Origin of the sequence: Nocardia arthritidis NBRC 100137 (assembly GCF_001612765.1) — a bacterium.
Classification (GTDB): Bacteria; Actinomycetota; Actinomycetes; order Mycobacteriales; family Mycobacteriaceae; genus Nocardia; species Nocardia arthritidis.
On record NZ_BDBB01000042.1, the window covers coordinates 32,559 to 48,167 of the forward strand.

Annotated in this window: 16 protein-coding genes; 7 read left to right on the top strand and 9 right to left on the bottom strand. The window is 69.6% G+C overall.

The features are described from left to right. Position 1: 1 nt before the first annotated feature. Together NA8_RS25545 and pdxR are read right to left on the bottom strand one after the other, a co-directional pair. Positions 2 to 247, bottom strand: coding sequence for a DUF2630 family protein (locus NA8_RS25545; RefSeq protein ID WP_063052940.1), 246 nt, complete (start codon positions 245 to 247; stop codon positions 2 to 4). A gap of 10 nt (positions 248 to 257) precedes the next feature. Next, positions 258 to 1,628, bottom strand: coding sequence for a MocR-like pyridoxine biosynthesis transcription factor PdxR (gene pdxR, locus NA8_RS25550; RefSeq protein ID WP_063052897.1), 1,371 nt, complete (start codon positions 1,626 to 1,628; stop codon positions 258 to 260). A gap of 82 nt (positions 1,629 to 1,710) precedes the next feature. On the opposite strand from pdxR, the gene NA8_RS25555 reads away from it, so the two are divergent. Then, a complete protein-coding gene (locus NA8_RS25555) occupies positions 1,711 to 2,385 on the top strand; it encodes a pyridoxamine 5'-phosphate oxidase family protein (RefSeq protein WP_063052898.1) in 675 nt (224 codons plus the stop codon). Between the two features lie 89 nt (positions 2,386 to 2,474). Here the strand turns inward: NA8_RS25555 and NA8_RS25560 are convergent, their stop codons facing one another. From NA8_RS25560 to NA8_RS25570, 3 genes are all read right to left on the bottom strand, one after another. Next, entirely contained in the window at positions 2,475 to 3,215 is a 741-nt protein-coding gene (locus NA8_RS25560) for an MspA family porin (RefSeq protein ID WP_169810561.1), read from the bottom strand. Between the two features lie 435 nt (positions 3,216 to 3,650). Continuing rightward, positions 3,651 to 4,892: a hypothetical protein gene (locus tag NA8_RS25565; RefSeq protein WP_063052900.1), complete on the bottom strand. Its 1,242-nt coding sequence runs from the start codon at positions 4,890 to 4,892 to the stop codon at positions 3,651 to 3,653. A 5-nt stretch (positions 4,893 to 4,897) separates the two neighbouring features. Further along, positions 4,898 to 5,659, bottom strand: a complete 762-nt coding sequence (locus tag NA8_RS25570) for a crotonase/enoyl-CoA hydratase family protein (protein WP_174550136.1) — start codon at positions 5,657 to 5,659, stop codon at positions 4,898 to 4,900. Between the two features lie 65 nt (positions 5,660 to 5,724). On the opposite strand from NA8_RS25570, the gene NA8_RS25575 reads away from it, so the two are divergent. Both NA8_RS25575 and NA8_RS25580 read left to right on the top strand, forming a co-directional pair. Then, complete coding sequence (locus tag NA8_RS25575; RefSeq protein WP_063052941.1) at positions 5,725 to 6,375, top strand: TetR/AcrR family transcriptional regulator; 651 nt, start codon at positions 5,725 to 5,727, stop codon at positions 6,373 to 6,375. Beyond that, positions 6,362 to 7,981 carry an acyl-CoA dehydrogenase family protein gene (locus NA8_RS25580; protein ID WP_063052902.1) on the top strand — a complete coding sequence of 540 codons (1,620 nt, stop codon included), beginning with the start codon at positions 6,362 to 6,364 and terminating at the stop codon, positions 7,979 to 7,981. Before NA8_RS25575 ends, NA8_RS25580 begins: the two co-directional genes overlap by 14 nt. A 116-nt stretch (positions 7,982 to 8,097) precedes the next feature. Here the strand turns inward: NA8_RS25580 and NA8_RS25585 are convergent, their stop codons facing one another. Continuing rightward, positions 8,098 to 8,523 carry a nuclear transport factor 2 family protein gene (locus tag NA8_RS25585; protein ID WP_063052903.1) on the bottom strand — a complete coding sequence of 142 codons (426 nt, stop codon included), beginning with the start codon at positions 8,521 to 8,523 and terminating at the stop codon, positions 8,098 to 8,100. Between the two features lie 100 nt (positions 8,524 to 8,623). On the opposite strand from NA8_RS25585, the gene NA8_RS25590 reads away from it, so the two are divergent. Further along, entirely contained in the window at positions 8,624 to 9,328 is a 705-nt protein-coding gene (locus NA8_RS25590) for a nucleoside/nucleotide kinase family protein (protein WP_063052942.1), read from the top strand. A 42-nt stretch (positions 9,329 to 9,370) separates the two neighbouring features. Here the strand turns inward: NA8_RS25590 and NA8_RS25595 are convergent, their stop codons facing one another. Continuing rightward, entirely contained in the window at positions 9,371 to 9,571 is a 201-nt protein-coding gene (locus tag NA8_RS25595) for a hypothetical protein (protein WP_157106916.1), read from the bottom strand. A gap of 190 nt (positions 9,572 to 9,761) precedes the next feature. Between NA8_RS25595 and NA8_RS25600 the strand changes: the two genes are divergently transcribed. After that, positions 9,762 to 10,310 (top strand): potassium channel family protein, encoded by a 549-nt coding sequence (locus tag NA8_RS25600; protein ID WP_063052905.1) that lies wholly within the window; start codon positions 9,762 to 9,764, stop codon positions 10,308 to 10,310. A 13-nt stretch (positions 10,311 to 10,323) separates the two neighbouring features. On the opposite strand, the gene pgi is transcribed toward NA8_RS25600, so the two are convergent. Next, on the bottom strand, positions 10,324 to 11,961 hold the full coding sequence (pgi, locus tag NA8_RS25605) for a glucose-6-phosphate isomerase (protein ID WP_063052906.1): 1,638 nt from the start codon (positions 11,959 to 11,961) through the stop codon (positions 10,324 to 10,326). A 115-nt stretch (positions 11,962 to 12,076) separates the two neighbouring features. On the opposite strand from pgi, the gene NA8_RS25610 reads away from it, so the two are divergent. Together NA8_RS25610 and NA8_RS25615 are read left to right on the top strand one after the other, a co-directional pair. Beyond that, complete coding sequence (locus NA8_RS25610) at positions 12,077 to 13,534, top strand: NAD-dependent succinate-semialdehyde dehydrogenase (protein ID WP_063052907.1); 1,458 nt, start codon at positions 12,077 to 12,079, stop codon at positions 13,532 to 13,534. A gap of 463 nt (positions 13,535 to 13,997) precedes the next feature. Further along, positions 13,998 to 14,969: a hypothetical protein gene (locus tag NA8_RS25615; RefSeq protein WP_157106917.1), complete on the top strand. Its 972-nt coding sequence runs from the start codon at positions 13,998 to 14,000 to the stop codon at positions 14,967 to 14,969. A gap of 118 nt (positions 14,970 to 15,087) precedes the next feature. Here the strand turns inward: NA8_RS25615 and NA8_RS25620 are convergent, their stop codons facing one another. Continuing rightward, complete coding sequence (locus NA8_RS25620; protein ID WP_062977356.1) at positions 15,088 to 15,381, bottom strand: chorismate mutase; 294 nt, start codon at positions 15,379 to 15,381, stop codon at positions 15,088 to 15,090. Positions 15,382 to 15,609: the final 228 nt, after the last annotated feature.

Consider the following 15,609-nt stretch of genomic DNA (forward strand, 5'->3'; position numbering starts at 1 on the left):
CCTACTGCAGGTAGCCCTCGACCTGCGAGACCGTATTGGGCCGGACCCCGTCGGGAGACTCGCCCTGCTCGATCCGCGCCCGGCGATGGCGGAGCAGGTCCCAGGCCTGATCGAGCATCACTTCGAGTTCGGCCAAGCGCTGGCGCTCGGTCTTCGGGTCCAACTCGCCGCGAGTGGCCTGCGAGCGCAGCTGGTGCTCCTGGTCGACCAGTTCCTTGATACGCCCCAAGATGTCCTGTTCGCTCATGCGGACCATGCTACGGCCGGGCGAGGCATTCCGCGGCGATCGGTACGGCCGCGGCGAGCTGGGGCAAGGGCAGCGCCGTGTAGCCGAGCGCGACGCCGAAGTGATCACGGCGGGTTCCGAGGTAATACCTGGACAGACCGTCGAGCGCGACGCCACGCGCCTGCCCCGCGGCGATCACGCGACGCTCGGCCTCGGCCGACTCCACCGGCACGACGACGTGCGAGCCCGCGTCGTCGCCGAGCACGCCGACGCCGCGGCGGCGCAACGCGGTCACCACCAGCGCCCGGCGCGGTGGCAGCGCGCGGCGCAGCCTGCGCAGGTGCCTGGCCAGATCGCCGTGCGCGGCGAAAGCGACCAGCACGCGCTGGCCCGCCGGGCTCGGACCGGTGCCGGTGCGCTCCCGGTGGGCGAGCACCGCCCCGGCGATCTCCGGAGTGGCGAGCAACCAGCCGACACCGAGGCTGGGGGACAGGATCTTGCTCGTCGTGCCCAGGTGGACGACCACATCGGGAGCCATGGTGGCCAGCAGCGGCAGCGGCGCGGTGTCGTAACGCAATTCGCCGTCGTAGTCGTCTTCGATGACGAAGATCCCCGCCGCGCGCGCATGCTCGACGAGTTCGACCCGCCGCGCCGCGGGCATCCGCGCACCGAGCGGAAATTGATGCGCCGGAGTGCAATACACCGCCTTGATCCGGGCGGGCAGCAGGTCCACGCGCAGGCCGTGCGCGTCCACGGGGACCGGGACGACCTCGAGGCCCGCCGCCGTGAAGGCCCCCGCGGCGCGCTGATAGCCCGGATCCTCCATGGCGACGGCATCGCCCGGTCGCAGCAGCGCCGCGGCCAATTCGCTCACGGCGGAGCTGGTCCCCGCGGTGGCGAGCAGCACGGTGTCGCTGCCCGCGCCGATCCCGCGATGGCGCAGCAGATGCTCGGTGACCGCCGTGCGGAACTCCGGCTCGCCCGCGCGGTCCTTGCGCACGAGCGGGACGTGATCCGCGGCGGCGCGCCAGGCCCGTCGCCACGCGGCCGGGTCGATGGCGTCGACGCACGGCGCTCCGGGGGCGAGATCGAACAGCCGCGGCCCGGCGTCCGGGTCGTGGGCGGAATCGGTGCGCGCGGGCGCCGGGGCCGGTGCGGTCGTCAGGTAGGTGCCGGAGCCGCGCTTGCCGCTGATCCAGCCTTCGGCGTGCAATTGGTCGTAAGCGGCGGCGACCACGGTCCGGCTGACCCCGAGTCGCCCGGCCAGCGCGCGGGTGGACGGTAGTCGGTCGCCGCCGCGCAGCGGTCCGCCGGTCGCGGCGCGGCGCAGTTGTTCGGCGATCTGCACCGACAGCGGCTGCGCCAGGTCGCGGTCGAGATCGAGGGGAAGGTCCTCCAGCACGGTTCGCTCCCTCGAGGTGGACTGCTGAAAATCATTCGGATTGGCACTTTGATGATGCCATTCGCACCCCGATGCTGAGTCCATGACCGAAACAGCCGCCGCACGCAAACCGCTCTCGCCCACGCCACGCAGCACACCGACCCGGTTGACCGACCGCGCCAGGACCGATCGCGCCGACTTGGACGCGGTACTCGACGCCGGGCTGATCTGCCACCTCGGCGTGCTGCTCGGTGGCACGCCGGTCGTGCTGCCGACCGCCTACGGCCGCGACGGCGACACGCTCTACCTGCACGGCTCCACCGGCGCGGGAAACATGCGCGCGGCCGTCGCCGCCGACATCTCGGTGGCGGTGACCCTGGTCGACGGCGTGGTCTACGCGCGTTCGGCCATGCATTTCTCGATGAACTACCGCTCCGCGGTCGTGCTCGGACGGGCTCGCGAGGTGACCGATCACGACGAGCGCCTGCACGGGCTGCGCGTGATCGTCGAACACGCGGCGCCCGGCGCGTGGTCTCGCGTGCGGCCCCCGAGCAAGAAGGAACTCGCCGCCACGAAAGTGCTCGCCTTCGACCTCACCGAGGCCTCGGTGAAGGTCCGTGCCGGCGGCCCGAAGGACGACCCGGCGGACATCGACAAGGGGGGCGTGTGGGCGGGTGTTCTCCCGCTGCGCCAGACCTGGGACCCCCCGATCGACTCCGCGGACTTGGACCCCGGCGTTCGGGTTCCCCCGGATGTCCTGGAGCGCGCGGCCGGCTGATCCGGCGCGTAACTCGCACGGCCACTCGCCTTTTTCGCATTCGACTGCGGTCTGCGCGCGCTGCTGGACGGATCGGTGCGGTGCGCCGGTCAGAACCAGAACGCTGCGCCGTAACCCGTCGTTTGCGCTGTGGCCCTTTTCGAATCGGCCCGTACGGTGACAAACGGCATGGCCGAGGCCGGTGAAAGGCAGCCGCTGATATTCAACGGGGTATTGGTGTGCGCGAAGGTGTAAGGGAATTCGGATTCCTCGTCGATTTCCGCCGCGCCGATCACCGCCGCCGTGACCGTACCGGGGGCCAGATTCACCGCGAGTTCGACGGCGAGGCCCGCCTCGACGTCGAAGCTGGGCTGGATGGCGACGGCGGCGCCGACGCTGACGCTCGGCGGCGTGAACAGTTGCAGGGAGGGCACGTTCATCTGGTGATCGGGCATGTTCATCCCCTGATCGGGCATGTTCATCTGCACGGAGGGCGCATCCCAGGTGAGGGAGCCCTGCAGGCCGAAGGAGGGCGCGATCCCGACATCGGCGCCGACACTCGGTGAGATACCGATCGAGATGCCGTTGGAGATGTCGACCGCGCAGCCGATCAGATATCCGATGGCAATTTCCCCGCCGCGCAGCGCCGAGGGGCCGTCGAGAGATACCGAGAAGTCGCCGGACACCTTCACCGCGTGCACGAATGGAACTCCCGGCGCGATGTCACCGCCGGCGGGCACGACATTGTTGGCGTTCGCCGACGCGATCAGATGCAGTCCGCCGGCGTCGATCTCTCCTGGCGCGGCGTCCGCCACGGAATCGGAAACAGCGAAAGCGCCGGTGGCGGCCACAACCACCGCTACGATCGCGGCGAGAGTACGCGAATGCTTTCGGTTCATCATGCTCCAGTCGAGTATCGATGGAATCGGAACTTCATGCGCGAAGGACTGCACGGCAAAGGGGTCGTCGCGGCCCCAGTCGGCCTACGCCGCAGACTTTATCGGGCGGTGCGGCCGACGGCGGTGATCACGCCGACACGGCGAGTCGGCCGACCCGACCGATCGCGGTCGTCGTCGGCATTCGCGCGAACCGCCGGTGACCGGCGAGCGAAACCCTCCGATTTCATACCAGGTCGCCGAAACTCCCCGCCGTTCGCCGAAATATCGCGCGTGTCGTCGAAATCGCCGCGGAGACCCGCGAGCCGGGTGCACGCCCGTGGATATGCCTGCGGCTCGGCGGGCGCGCCCGTACGGACGACCCCGGCTCGGCGCGTCAGCCCGCGGGAATCACCACGCGTCGGCGTGCAAGCCCGCGCAGTTCGCCGCGCGCAGCGCCAGTTCACGCAACGCACCGGCCGACGCGATCCGCGCCGGGTCCAGGCCGACCAGGCTCAGCACATAGTCGTCGCCGATTCGGCAGAGGTAGCCGGAGAGGCGGGTGCGGGGCAGTCGCGCGGCGGTCAGGCCGGGATGGATGGCGCGGGTAGCGACGCCGGTGCAGCGGTGCGGGCCGAGTCGGAGCAGCGAGGCGGGGAGCGTTCCGATGTTGGAGCACAGGATGTCCCGTTCGCCTGCGCCCTCGGACAGCGCGTAGGCCCAGCGGTCCGGAATCACCTGGAGGAGTTCTTCGGGCATGCCGCTCGGTGCGGACATGCGGTGCTCGTAGGCGGAACGGGCCAGTGCGCGGATCGTCGCCGGGGTGTCGGCGCGGGTGATCGCGATGCGCGTCATGGCGAGGTCGTTGTCGACCCGGGGTTCGTCGCGGGTGTCGACGGGCAGGCTGGCTTCGATCGTGTCGCCGGGAAATCCGCTGTCCCAGAGCACGGCCGCGACGAGGTGGATGAACAGGCTGTTCGCCGTGCCGCCGTCGCGCGCCGCCACGCGGTCCCACTCGGCGGCCGGGCATTGCAGGATCGCGCTGTGCGTCGCGTTGCCCGCCCCGCGCGGCTGCTCGTCCCGGCGCGGCACGACGGGTTGCCGCGGTATCCCGTGCCGCAGCGCAGCCGCGGTGCCGCGCAGGACGATCGACCACTGGCGCCGGGCGTCGGCCCAATCCGATTCCCGCGCGGACAGATCCGCCGGACGCACCCGAGCGCCGCCCAGCGCGTCGTCCACCGCGAGCACCAGCGCGCGCCCGTCGGCCAGTGCGTGCGAACAGGTGAGAGAGACGGCCGAACCGCCGTCGTCCAGAGTCGCGGTCGAAAGCCGCCACCCAGGGCCATATTCCGGATCGAGCCCGGCGTCCTGCGTGTCGGCCCAGTCGAGCAGTTCCGCGACCGGGAGGATGCCTTCGGCGCGGTCGATCGGATACGCGCGCACGTTCGGGAGCCAGGCCCGGCGAGCGCCCGGCACGCGCGAGCCGATAACCCTGCGGCCCAACGGTCCCGAGCGCAGGGCCGCGTGCACCCGTTCCAGCAGCGCCGGGTCCATTCGGTCGGCCGTCCGCCACAGCCCTTGCAGGGCGATCGGCGTGCCGAGCCCGCGGTGGCCACGCAGAAAGATCTCGTCGACGACGCTCAGGCGGCCCATCGGGTTCAAGCGCGAGCGCCGTGCCGGCCCGCACCCGACGCGAAGCGCGCGGCCCCGTCCAGGGCGCCGCCTGCCAGTGCCGTCAGGCCGTGGCGGAACTCGTTGCGCAGGGCCGACTCCTCGGTCATCCCCTCCTGCTCGAGCAGCGACATCCGGTCCGAGCGCAGGCAGGTCTGCGGCAGCGCGGCCAGTTCCGCGGCCAAGGCCTCCGCGGCGCGGCGGGCTTCGCCGGTGGGGACCACGCGATTGACAAGTCCCATCCGCAGCGCCTCGTCGGCGTCGACCGCGCGTCCGGTGAGCACCAGATCCATGGCGCGGCCCGCGCCGACGATCCGCGGCAGCCGGATGGTGCCGCCGTCGATCAGTGGGACGCCCCAGCGGCGGCAGAAGACGCCGAAGGTGCTGTCCTGCTCGGCAACCCGCAGGTCACACCACAGGGCGAGTTCCAGGCCACCGGCCACCGCGAAGCCGGAGACCGCGGCGATCACCGGCTTGGACAGTCGCATTCGGGTCGGTCCCATCGGGCCGTCACCGTCCTCGGCGGCGCGGTTGGAGCGCTCGGTGCCGAGCGCCTTGAGGTCGGCGCCGGCGCAGAACGTGCCGCCGTCGCCCCAGAGCACCGCGACCGCCGCCTCGGGGTCGGCGTCGAACTCACGAAAGGCGTCGGCCAGCGCCGCGGCGGTCGGCCCGTCCACCGCGTTGCGCGCTTCGGGCCGGTGCAGGATCACGGTGGTCACGGGGCCGTTGCGTTCGACGAGTACGGTCACGCGCTCGACCATACGCCGTAAAAGCACCCTTGCGTGAAGAAATGAATCCGTGCTTCACTTCTTGGGTGGCCTACCGCAGAACCCCCGCCGTGCAGGCCCGCCTGGACGCCCAGGCGGGGCTGATCGTGCACGCAGCGACCAAGGTGCTGTCCCGCGGCGGATATGCCGCGCTGTCCATGGCGGCGGTCGCGGCCGAGGCGGGCGTGGCCACCGGCACCGTCTACAAGAACTTCGACGGCAAGTCCGCCTTGGTGCGGGCGGTGTTCCGGAAGGTGGTCGCCCGCGAGGTCGCCGCCGTGGCCGAGGCGGGTTCGCGCGGATCGGCCGTCGAGCGGGTGACCGCGGCGGTGGCGACCTTCGCGGGCCGCGCGCTGAAGAATCCGAACCTGGCCTACGTGCTGCTCGCCGAGCCGGTCGACGCCGCCGTGGACAGCGAACGCCTGCGCTTCCGGCGCGCGTTCGCCGAGACCTTCGAATCGGCGGTGGCCGAAGGTATCTCGCGGGGGGAGCTACCCCCGCAGGACCCGAGAATCAGCGCGGCCGCGTTGGTCGGCGCGATCGGCGAGGTGCTGGTCGGCCCGCTCGCCGACGCGCCGCACGGCGAATCCGTCGTCCCCGAAATCACCGCTTTCGCGATCCGCGCGCTCGGCGTGCGCGACGACCCGGGCGCGGGTGACGCCCGGCTGGAATCAGGAGTGTCAGATGCAGACGCATGAAGTCTTCAACCAGGTGCCCGACATCGTGCCCTTCGACGCCTCGCGCAATCCGGCCCTGCTCGAGGGCCTGCACCGGGAAGGCGCGGGCTGGGCCGAAGCAGAGGTGCGGGAACTGGGCGCGCTCGCGGGCGGCGCGCAGGCGCAGGAGTGGGGCAGGCTGGCCAACGAATACCCGCCGGTGCTGCGCACCCATGACCGCTACGGCAACCGCGTCGACGAGGTCGAGTTCCACCCGCACTGGCACGACCTGATGCGCGTCGCCGTCGAGCACGGCCTGCACGGCGCACCGTGGCTGGACGACCGACCCGGCGCGCACACGGCGCGTGCGGCGAAGTTCTACACCTGGGGCGTCGCCGACGCGGGCCACATGTGCCCGATCTCCATGACCTACGCGGTGGTCCCCGCCTTGCGGCACAACCGGGAACTCTCGGCGCGATTCGAACCGCTGCTCGGCTCCCGCGTCTACGACTTCGGGCTGCGCGAACCGTCCGCCAAGGCCGGGCTCATCGCGGGCATGTCGATGACCGAGAAGCAGGGCGGCTCGGACGTCCGCGCCAACACCACCACCGCGACGCCGCAGCCGGACGGCACCTACCGGATCGTCGGGCACAAATGGTTCACCTCCGCGCCGATGTCGGACATGTTCCTCACCCTGGCGCAGGCACCCGGCGGCCTGTCCTGCTTCCTGCTGCCCCGGGTGCTGCCGGACGGCGCCCGCAACCCCATCCGCATCCAGCGGCTCAAGGACAAGCTGGGCAACAAGTCCAACGCCTCGTCGGAGATCGAATACGAGAACGCCGTCGGCTGGCTGGTCGGCGCGGAGGGCGCGGGTGTCAAGACCATCATCGAGATGGTGAACATGACCAGGCTGGACTGCGTGATCGGCTCGGCCACCGGCATGCGCGCGGGCGCCGTGTACGCGGTGCACCACGCTAGGCACCGCAAGGCGTTCGGGGCCGAACTGATCGACCAGCCCGCGATGCGCAATGTACTGGCCGATCTGGTGATCGAGTCCGACGCCGCGACCACCGTGATGATGCGGCTGGCCGGGGCCACCGACCGGGCAGGCCGGGATCCGGCCGAGGCGGCGCTGCGGCGTATCGCGCTGGCGGTCACCAAGTACTGGGTGTGCAAGCGCGCGCCCGCGCACGCGGCCGAGGCGCTGGAATGCCTGGGCGGCAACGGATACGCCGAGGAATCCGGCATGCCGCGGCTGTACCGGGAGGCGCCGCTGATGTCCATCTGGGAGGGATCGGGCAACGTCGCCGCGCTGGACGCGTTGCGCGCCATGGGGCGTCAGCCGGAGACGGTCGAGGCGTACTTCGACGAAGTGTCGCGCGCCAAAGGCGAGAACCCGCGCTTGGACGACGCGATCGCCCGGGTCGGCAAGGAATTGTCGGATTTCGACGACATCGAATACCGCGCCAGGCGCGTCGTCGAGTTGATGGCGCTCGTGCTCCAAGGCGCTCAGCTGGTTCGCCACGGCCACCCCGCCGTCGCCGACGCCTTCTGCGCCACCAGGCTCGGCGACGACTGGGGCATCGCGTTCGGCACGCTGCCCACCGGCGTCGACACGGGCGCGATCATCGAGCGCGCCTTCGTCTGAGCCGCCGGTGCCCCGGGGGACCGGTTCGGGTGCCCCGGGGCACGGCGTCGTAACGAGACTCTGGCCCCGCGTTGTCCGCCCGCTCCGCCGCCCGCGCACGCGTTCCGTCGCCGGTATCAGGCGGGCCGGGTCAGTACGCGCTCGACCAACGCCGTATCGCAGTATTCGACCACCTCGCGTAATTTCCCCTCGGCGACCCGGAAGACGAAGCAGTAGGTCTGGTCGTAGCTCTCCCCGCGCGTGGTCACGCCCTCGGCGCGGGCCCGCACGTCGCCCGCGACTGGTTCGCCAAACTCGGCCTCGTCGCGACCGGACTGGGCGTCACGGTGGTCCCCGGCATCGCCGTTCCCGTGCTGCCGCCGACCATCGCGCTGCTGCGGATCGACCACCCCGCCGCGGTCCGGCGCACCGTCCTGGCCCATCGCGGCGATCGCGATACCGCCGAATCCCGAGGGATGTTCGCCGAGGCGCTGCGCGACCGGGCGGCCGACCTGTCGGCCCAGGTACGCCAGCGCCTTCGCGGTAGTGCGTAATCGCGGCACCGCTGTTCTGTGTGACGAACAGTCACGCGAAGTCCACCGCGCGGGTGTGGACACCCGCGGCACGCGTCGGCGGCAGGGCAGCGCCGGTAGTGTGGCGGCGGTGGCAGGGGAGTTCGTCGAGAGACCGTTGAGCTGGCTGGTCCGGCGGGTGCGGGAGCGTGCGGGGCGGGGACGATATCTGCTGGGCATTGCGGGGCCGCCGGGCGCGGGGAAATCCACCTTGTCGATCGCGCTGCGCGACGCGATCAACCGCGAGGCGGGCGGCATGATCGCCGAGATCGCACCCATGGACGGATTTCACCTGGACAACGACATCCTCCGGGCGTCGGAAAGTCTTGCCCGCAAGGGCGAGCCGGACACCTTCGATGTCGATGGTTACCTCGCGGGGCTGCGACGCCTGCGGACTACACCGATGGGCGAGCCGGTGGAATGGCCCACGTTCGACCGGTCTGTCGACGCCCGGGTGCCCGGCGGTGTGGTGTTCGACCGGCAGTCCATTGTCCTCACCGAGGGCAACTATCTGCTGCTCGACGACTTCGGCACGCGCCGATGGTCGGCGGTCCGGGCACTCCTGGACGAGTGCTGGTATCTGGACGCGGCGCGCGACGTGATCGAGGATCGCCTGCTGCGCAGACACATTCGCGGTGGTCGCACGCCCGCGGCAGCGTACGACAAGGTGCGCGACAGCGACTTGCGCAACGCGGAGTTCGTCGCGGCCACCGAGCAGCGCGCCGACCTCGTGCTGCGCGGGCAGGCGGGAAGCTACGCGGTGGCTGTCCCGTCTACCGGATTCAGCGCAGGGTGAGCGAGGTCTCGAATTCGACGCGGGTCAGTTTCTCCGGCAGCATCAGCGCCATCGACATGCTTTCGGCGCCAATTCCTCGACCACGTCGGTGCGGGCGAACTCCTTGATCTTCGCGGCCAGGCGACCGCCGAGGTAGAACCCGCTCGCGACGTCGTCCCTGGAGGCGACCCGCACGGTGGCGGCACGCCGGCCCAGGCCGAGGTAGCCGCCGCCGACCACGACCACATCGGTATTCCCAGTCATGGTGTCTCCTTCACTTCGGGGGTCGGCATCAAGACACCGCAGGAGCACCCCCTGTGACAGGGTGTGATTCAGATCACTTCGCGGGGGTTCCGCGCCGCTCACCGCCCCCGGCCCGCGGCATCCGAAGAGACGGACCGCGTATCGGCGCGTGCGGTGGCTCACCCGCTCTACCAGGCTCGATGATGAATCAATGACGGAGAATCGCGCAGGCGGCAGAGTATCGGGCGCCCTGTTCAATGCGCCGGCCGTGGTATGCGCTCTGCTGTTCTATTACTTTCTGCCGCTGGAGATCCAGCCGCTCGGCCGCCCCGCCGGGCTGCTCGGGCTCGTCGCCTTCGTCCTCGGAGTCGCGGGCCTGATCTGGCTGGCGTGGTGGCGCATCCGGCGGTACCTCCGCGATCCGGCGACGACCGCCGGACGGATCAACGACGTACTGCTCGTGGTCTGCGTCGTGGTGACGTTCTTCGCCCTGTACTACTACGTGCTCGAACAGCGCGCGCCCGGCCAGTTCGAGGGTCTGCGCACGCGAACCGACTCGCTCTACTACACGATCATCACCCTCGGGACGGTCGGCTACGGCGACGTGCACGCGGTCGGGCCCGCGGCGAAAGTGGCCACGATGGTCCAAGTCGTCTTCGACCTGGGCGTCATCGGTACCTTGATCGCGATATCCACTTCGCGCATCGTCCGGCGATTCGACGAGGCGCGGCGCGAACCCCCGCCCGGCGGGGCCGCCTAGCGCGCTGACGAACTCAGCGGTGCGCGCGATACCAGCGAATGAGCGAATCCGTCGACGAATCGTCCTGCGGCTGCGGATCTTGGGCCGCCGTGAGCAGCGGGGCCAAGGCGAGCGCCTGCTGCTTGCCCAGTTCGACACCCCACTGGTCGAAACTGTCGATGCCCCAGATGGCGCCCTCCACGAAGACCTGGTGCTCGTAGAGCGCGATGAGCTGACCGACGACCGACGGGGTGAGCCGCGGCGCGAGAATGGTGGTGGACGGGCGGTTGCCGGGCATCACCTTGTGCGGCACGATCTGGGGATCTGTTCCCTCGGCCGCGATCTCCTCGGCGGTCTTGCCGAACGCGAGCACCTTGGTCTGCGCGAACAGGTTGCTCATCAGGATGTCGTGCATGCTGCCGGTGCCGTCGCTGGTGGCCAGATCGTCGGTGGGCTGCGCGAATCCGATGAAATCCGCGGGAATGAGCCGGGTGCCCTGGTGCAGCAGTTGGTAGAAGGCGTGCTGCCCGTTGGTGCCCGGTTCGCCCCAGAAGATCTCGCCGGTGGAGGTCGTGACCGGTGTGCCGTCGGCACGGACCGACTTCCCGTTGGACTCCATGGTCAATTGCTGTAGGTATGCGGGGAAGCGGGCCAGATCGTTCGAATAGGGCAGCACGGCATGGGATTGCGCCTCGAAGAAGTTCGAATACCAGACGCCGAGCAGGCCGAGCAGTACCGGAGCGTTCGCCTCCAGCGGCGCCTCGGCGAAATGCCGGTCCACGGCGTGCATGCCCGCGAGGAATTCCGCGAAGCGCTCCTTGCCGATGGTCGCCATCACCGAAAGGCCGATCGCCGAGGCCACCGAGTACCGTCCGCCGACCCAATCCCAGAACCCGAACATGTTCTCGGTGTCGATACCGAATTGCGCGACCCGTTCGGCATTGGTGGACACCGCGACGAAGTGCTTGGCCACGGCGTCCTCGCCGAGCGCGGCGACCAGCCAGCGCCGGGCCGCGGTCGCGTTCGTGAGCGTCTCCAGGGTGGAGAAGGTCTTGGACGCGACGATGAACAGCGTGGTGGCCGGATCGAGCCCGTCCAGTTTCGCGACCAGATCGGCGGGATCGACGTTCGAGACGAATTCGGCGCCGATACCGGCGTCCTCGTAATGACGCAGCGCCTGATGCACCATGACCGGCCCCAGGTCCGATCCGCCGATGCCGACGTTGACCACCGTCGTGATGCGCTCGCCGGTCGCCCCGCGCCAAGCGCCGGAGCGCAGCGCGTCGGTGAACTCGCCCATCCGCCGCAGCACCCGGTGCACCTCGGCGCCCGCGTCGACGCCGTCGATGATCATCGTCTCGCCTTCGGGCAGCCGCAGGGCGATGTGGCCGACCGCGCGGTCCTCGGATGTGTTGATGTGCGCACCCCGATACATCGCGTCGCGCCGCTCGGGCACGCCCGCCTCGCGCGCCAATTCCACCAGCAGGTGCAGGGTTTCCCGGTTCACGCGGTGCTTGCTGTAGTCGATGTGCAGGTCCGCCACCTGGACGGTCAGCTCGCTGCCCCGGGCCGGATCGTCGGCGAAGAACTCCCTGAGGTGTCGTCCGGCGACGGTGCCGTGGTGATCGTGCAGTTTCCGCCATGCCGCCGTCGCGGTGATGTCGCTGCTCACGTTCGCCGAGACTACAAGCAGGCACAGCCGCGCGCACGGATGCCTGCGTGGAGAGCCGGCCGGACCGGCGCGCGTTCGGCGGATGCGCTTCCGTCGTGAGGCTTAGGCTGGCGTCATGGTGTCCGAACGCGAACTTCTCGAATCCGTGCCGAAGCAGTTGTGGGTCGCAGGGCGGCCCGTCGACGCCACCGGCGCGGGCACCTTCCCGGTGCACAATCCGGCGACCGGCGAGGTGCTGACGCGCGTCGCGGACGCGACGCCGGAGGACGCGATGCGCGCGCTCGACGCGGCCGTCGCGGCGCAGGACGAATGGGCGGCCACGCCCGCGCGCGAGCGCGGAGAACTCCTGCGCGAGGTGTTCGAGCAGATCACCGCCCGCGCGGAGGAGTTCGCCCTGCTGATGACCCTGGAAATGGGCAAGGCGCTGCCGGAGAGCCGCAACGAGGTGCGCTACGGCGCCGAGTTCTTCCGCTGGTTCGGCGAGGAGGCAGCCCGGGTGCACGGGCGCTACCTGCACGCGCCTTCCGGGACCGGTCGGATCATGGTGCACAAGCAACCGGTCGGCCCGTGTCTGGCGATCACGCCGTGGAATTTCCCGCTCGCCATGGGCACGCGCAAGATCGGTCCCGCACTGGCCGCGGGCTGCACGATGATCGTCAAGCCCGCTTCGGCGACGCCGCTGACCATGCTGCTGCTGGCGAAGCTGTGCAGCGAGGCGGGGGTGCCCGACGGCGTGCTGTCCGTGCTCACCTCCAGCCACTCCGGCGCGGTGACCCAGCCCTTGCTCGACGATCCCCGGCTGCGCAAGCTCACCTTCACCGGCTCCACCGAGGTGGGCAAGAAGCTGGTGGAGAAATCCGCGAACCGGCTGCTGCGCACCTCGATGGAACTCGGCGGGAACGCGCCGTTCGTGGTGTTCGACGATGCCGACATCGATGCCGCCGTGCAGGGCGCGATGCTGGCGAAACTGCGCAACGGTGGCGAGGCGTGCACCGCCGCCAACCGTTTCCACGTGCACAACAGCGTGCTCGAAGAGTTCACCACCAAGTTGGTCGAAGCAATGGAGAGCAGCGTTCGGCTCGGGCCGGGCGCCGACCCGGACACCACGCTGGGCCCGCTGATCAACGAGGAGCAACTGCGTACGGTCGGCGAATTGGTGGACGACGCCGTCGGGAAGGGCGCGCGGGTGCTGATCGGCGGCAAGGCGCCCGACGGCCCCGGCTGGTTCTATCCGGCGACGGTCCTGCGCGACGTCCCGCCGCAGGCCAGGATCCTGCGCGAGGAGGTGTTCGGCCCGGTCGCCCCGATCGTCGGCTTCGACACCGAGGAGCAAGGGCTGGCCGCCGCCAACGACACGGAATTCGGCCTGGTCAGCTACGTCTACACCCGCGACCTCGACCGTGCCCTGCGGATTGCCGAGGGTCTGGAATCCGGCATGGTGGGCGTCAACCGCGGCGTCATCTCCGACCCCGCTGCTCCTTTCGGCGGCGTCAAGGAGTCCGGCTTCGGCCGGGAGGGCGGCACGGAGGGGATCGAGGAGTACCTGTCCACCAAGTACATCGCGCTCACGTGAGAGCGCGCCGCGGGTTCCGCATTGCCGAAGTCGATCGCTCGCGCACCTGAGAGTCCGCGGGGCGCGCGCACCTGGCCAGTTCCGCGCTGAGCGCGCCTGTCCCCGCCCCATGCATTCGGGGGACGACTGCGTCGATCATCGGTATTAGCCTCGACTTGGATTTCGATGAGGGGCGAAGAGCTGATCATGAGAAGGTGCGGGCGCCGGTGATGCCTGATTGAGCAACGGCATTGTCAGAGTCTTCTTGCAGGCCGTGGACGATTTGAAACGGTTGACCAGGAGGGGAGCCAGGGGCGTCGCCGATATGAAAACAGGCGCAGCCCGCGCTTCCCGGCGAGTCGCCGATGTGCACACGCACGGCGACGCCGACGGTGCTCTCGCGATCCGACGCCAATGGTCCTCGGCAGGCGGCGATGCCGGTACCAGGCGGGATTTGTGCCCCCCGCCGCCGGACCGAGCGTCGTTGGACCAGGCCGGACAGCGACTCGACGCCGAATTGAGCCGACGTTTCGGCGAGAAGGGACCGACCGACGACGAATGGTCCGACTTCATAGCCCACCGTCGGCTGTCCCGGCTGGAGCAATACGCCCTCATCGACGGGAGAATCGAAAAATCAGCGGCTTCTCTCGGCCGGGACAGCGCCGAGTTACGTGAGCAGATGCGGCGAGAGCTGAAGGATGCGCTCGACGGGAAGCCTCTCGCTATCCGGGTCCGCGACGACGAACTCGTGGCCATCCTCGAGGAAGGGCGAATCAGGGGCGCTCGCAACCCTGTCGGCAATCGCGCCCATGCCGAAGGAGAATGGTTCGGCCCGCACGTCCACGACAACCCACCCGTCTACGGCTACGTTGCCGTGGACGGAGTGCGCCCATCACAACCGGGCATCATCGATGCGTTGTCGGAGCTGAACTACGGCGACAATCAGATCTACCTGAAGCCAGAGGTCCGGTCACGAACGACCATCACGTTCGGTGACTCGCTGGTGGAGAGGGACCTGGCGATACCTTCCCCCATGGACAACCCGTCGGAATACTCCTATGGCGCCGGAATGAGCGGGCTCGCTCCGATCGGCCGCGACTATCTCGGAGCAGACTTTCGCGTCAACCACTTCATCGAAGCCCAGATGTTCGACCTCACCACCGCAGACATAGATTTCATCGGATTGCACCAGCCACCCGGTGCGGCATTGCGACAGGCGTTGGACCGATCCGGAATAGATTGGCGTGTTCTGACCAATCGCACGATCGCGGCGGAGGGCACCCCCGCAGAACGAGCGGCCGCGATCGAACGGACGAGTCGGGACTTGGAGCATCTTCGCCATGTGCATCCCGCTATCCGCTCGCATGCCGAACCGCTGGAAGCCGAGCTGAGGGCCGACCTGCGTGTCCTGAGTGATTCCACCGCAGGTGAGGGATCGGCCGCAGCCCCCGGATAGCGTCGGTGGACCGTGTGCGGGCACGGGGCGGACATGAGGCGGCCGCCCCGGGGTGCATGACACCCGGGGCGGCCTGTTCAGAAGCGACGGTCCGACGAGCGCGCCGCGTACTTTCAGTTCAGTGGCCGAGACGACCGCGGCCGAGGCGAAGCAGCAGCATGGCGAGGGTGTGGCCTTCCTGGCCGAGCTCGCTGAAACGCTCCAGCACCTTCATCTCGCGACTGTGCACAAGGCGCGGCCCGCCCGACGCCATGCGCGTCCGGCCGATGATCCGGGAGATCTCCGTCCGGCGCTTGATCGCGGCCAGGATCTCCGCGTCGAGACGATCGATCTCCTTGCGGAGCTTGTCGATCTCGGCCTCGGTCTGCGGCAGCGCGGATTCGGACCCGGTCGTCGTGGCAGGGGTGCTCATCATTCATCTCCTCGTGTCAGAACATGGATCGGCACGTCCTCGCGGCTCGTTACCGATCGGTTCTTTCACCGTGAAACAGACCTGGTGGGGCCTCGTATTGTCCCCCCAGAAAGGTGTGCTCAGGTGCAGGCTCCGCGATCCCGGCGTTCGGCTGGCAGCCGAATCGGATGTCTTGCGAAAGCGCTGAGCATGTCGCCAGTGTGCCACGGGCTGGGGGGTATGCAAAAC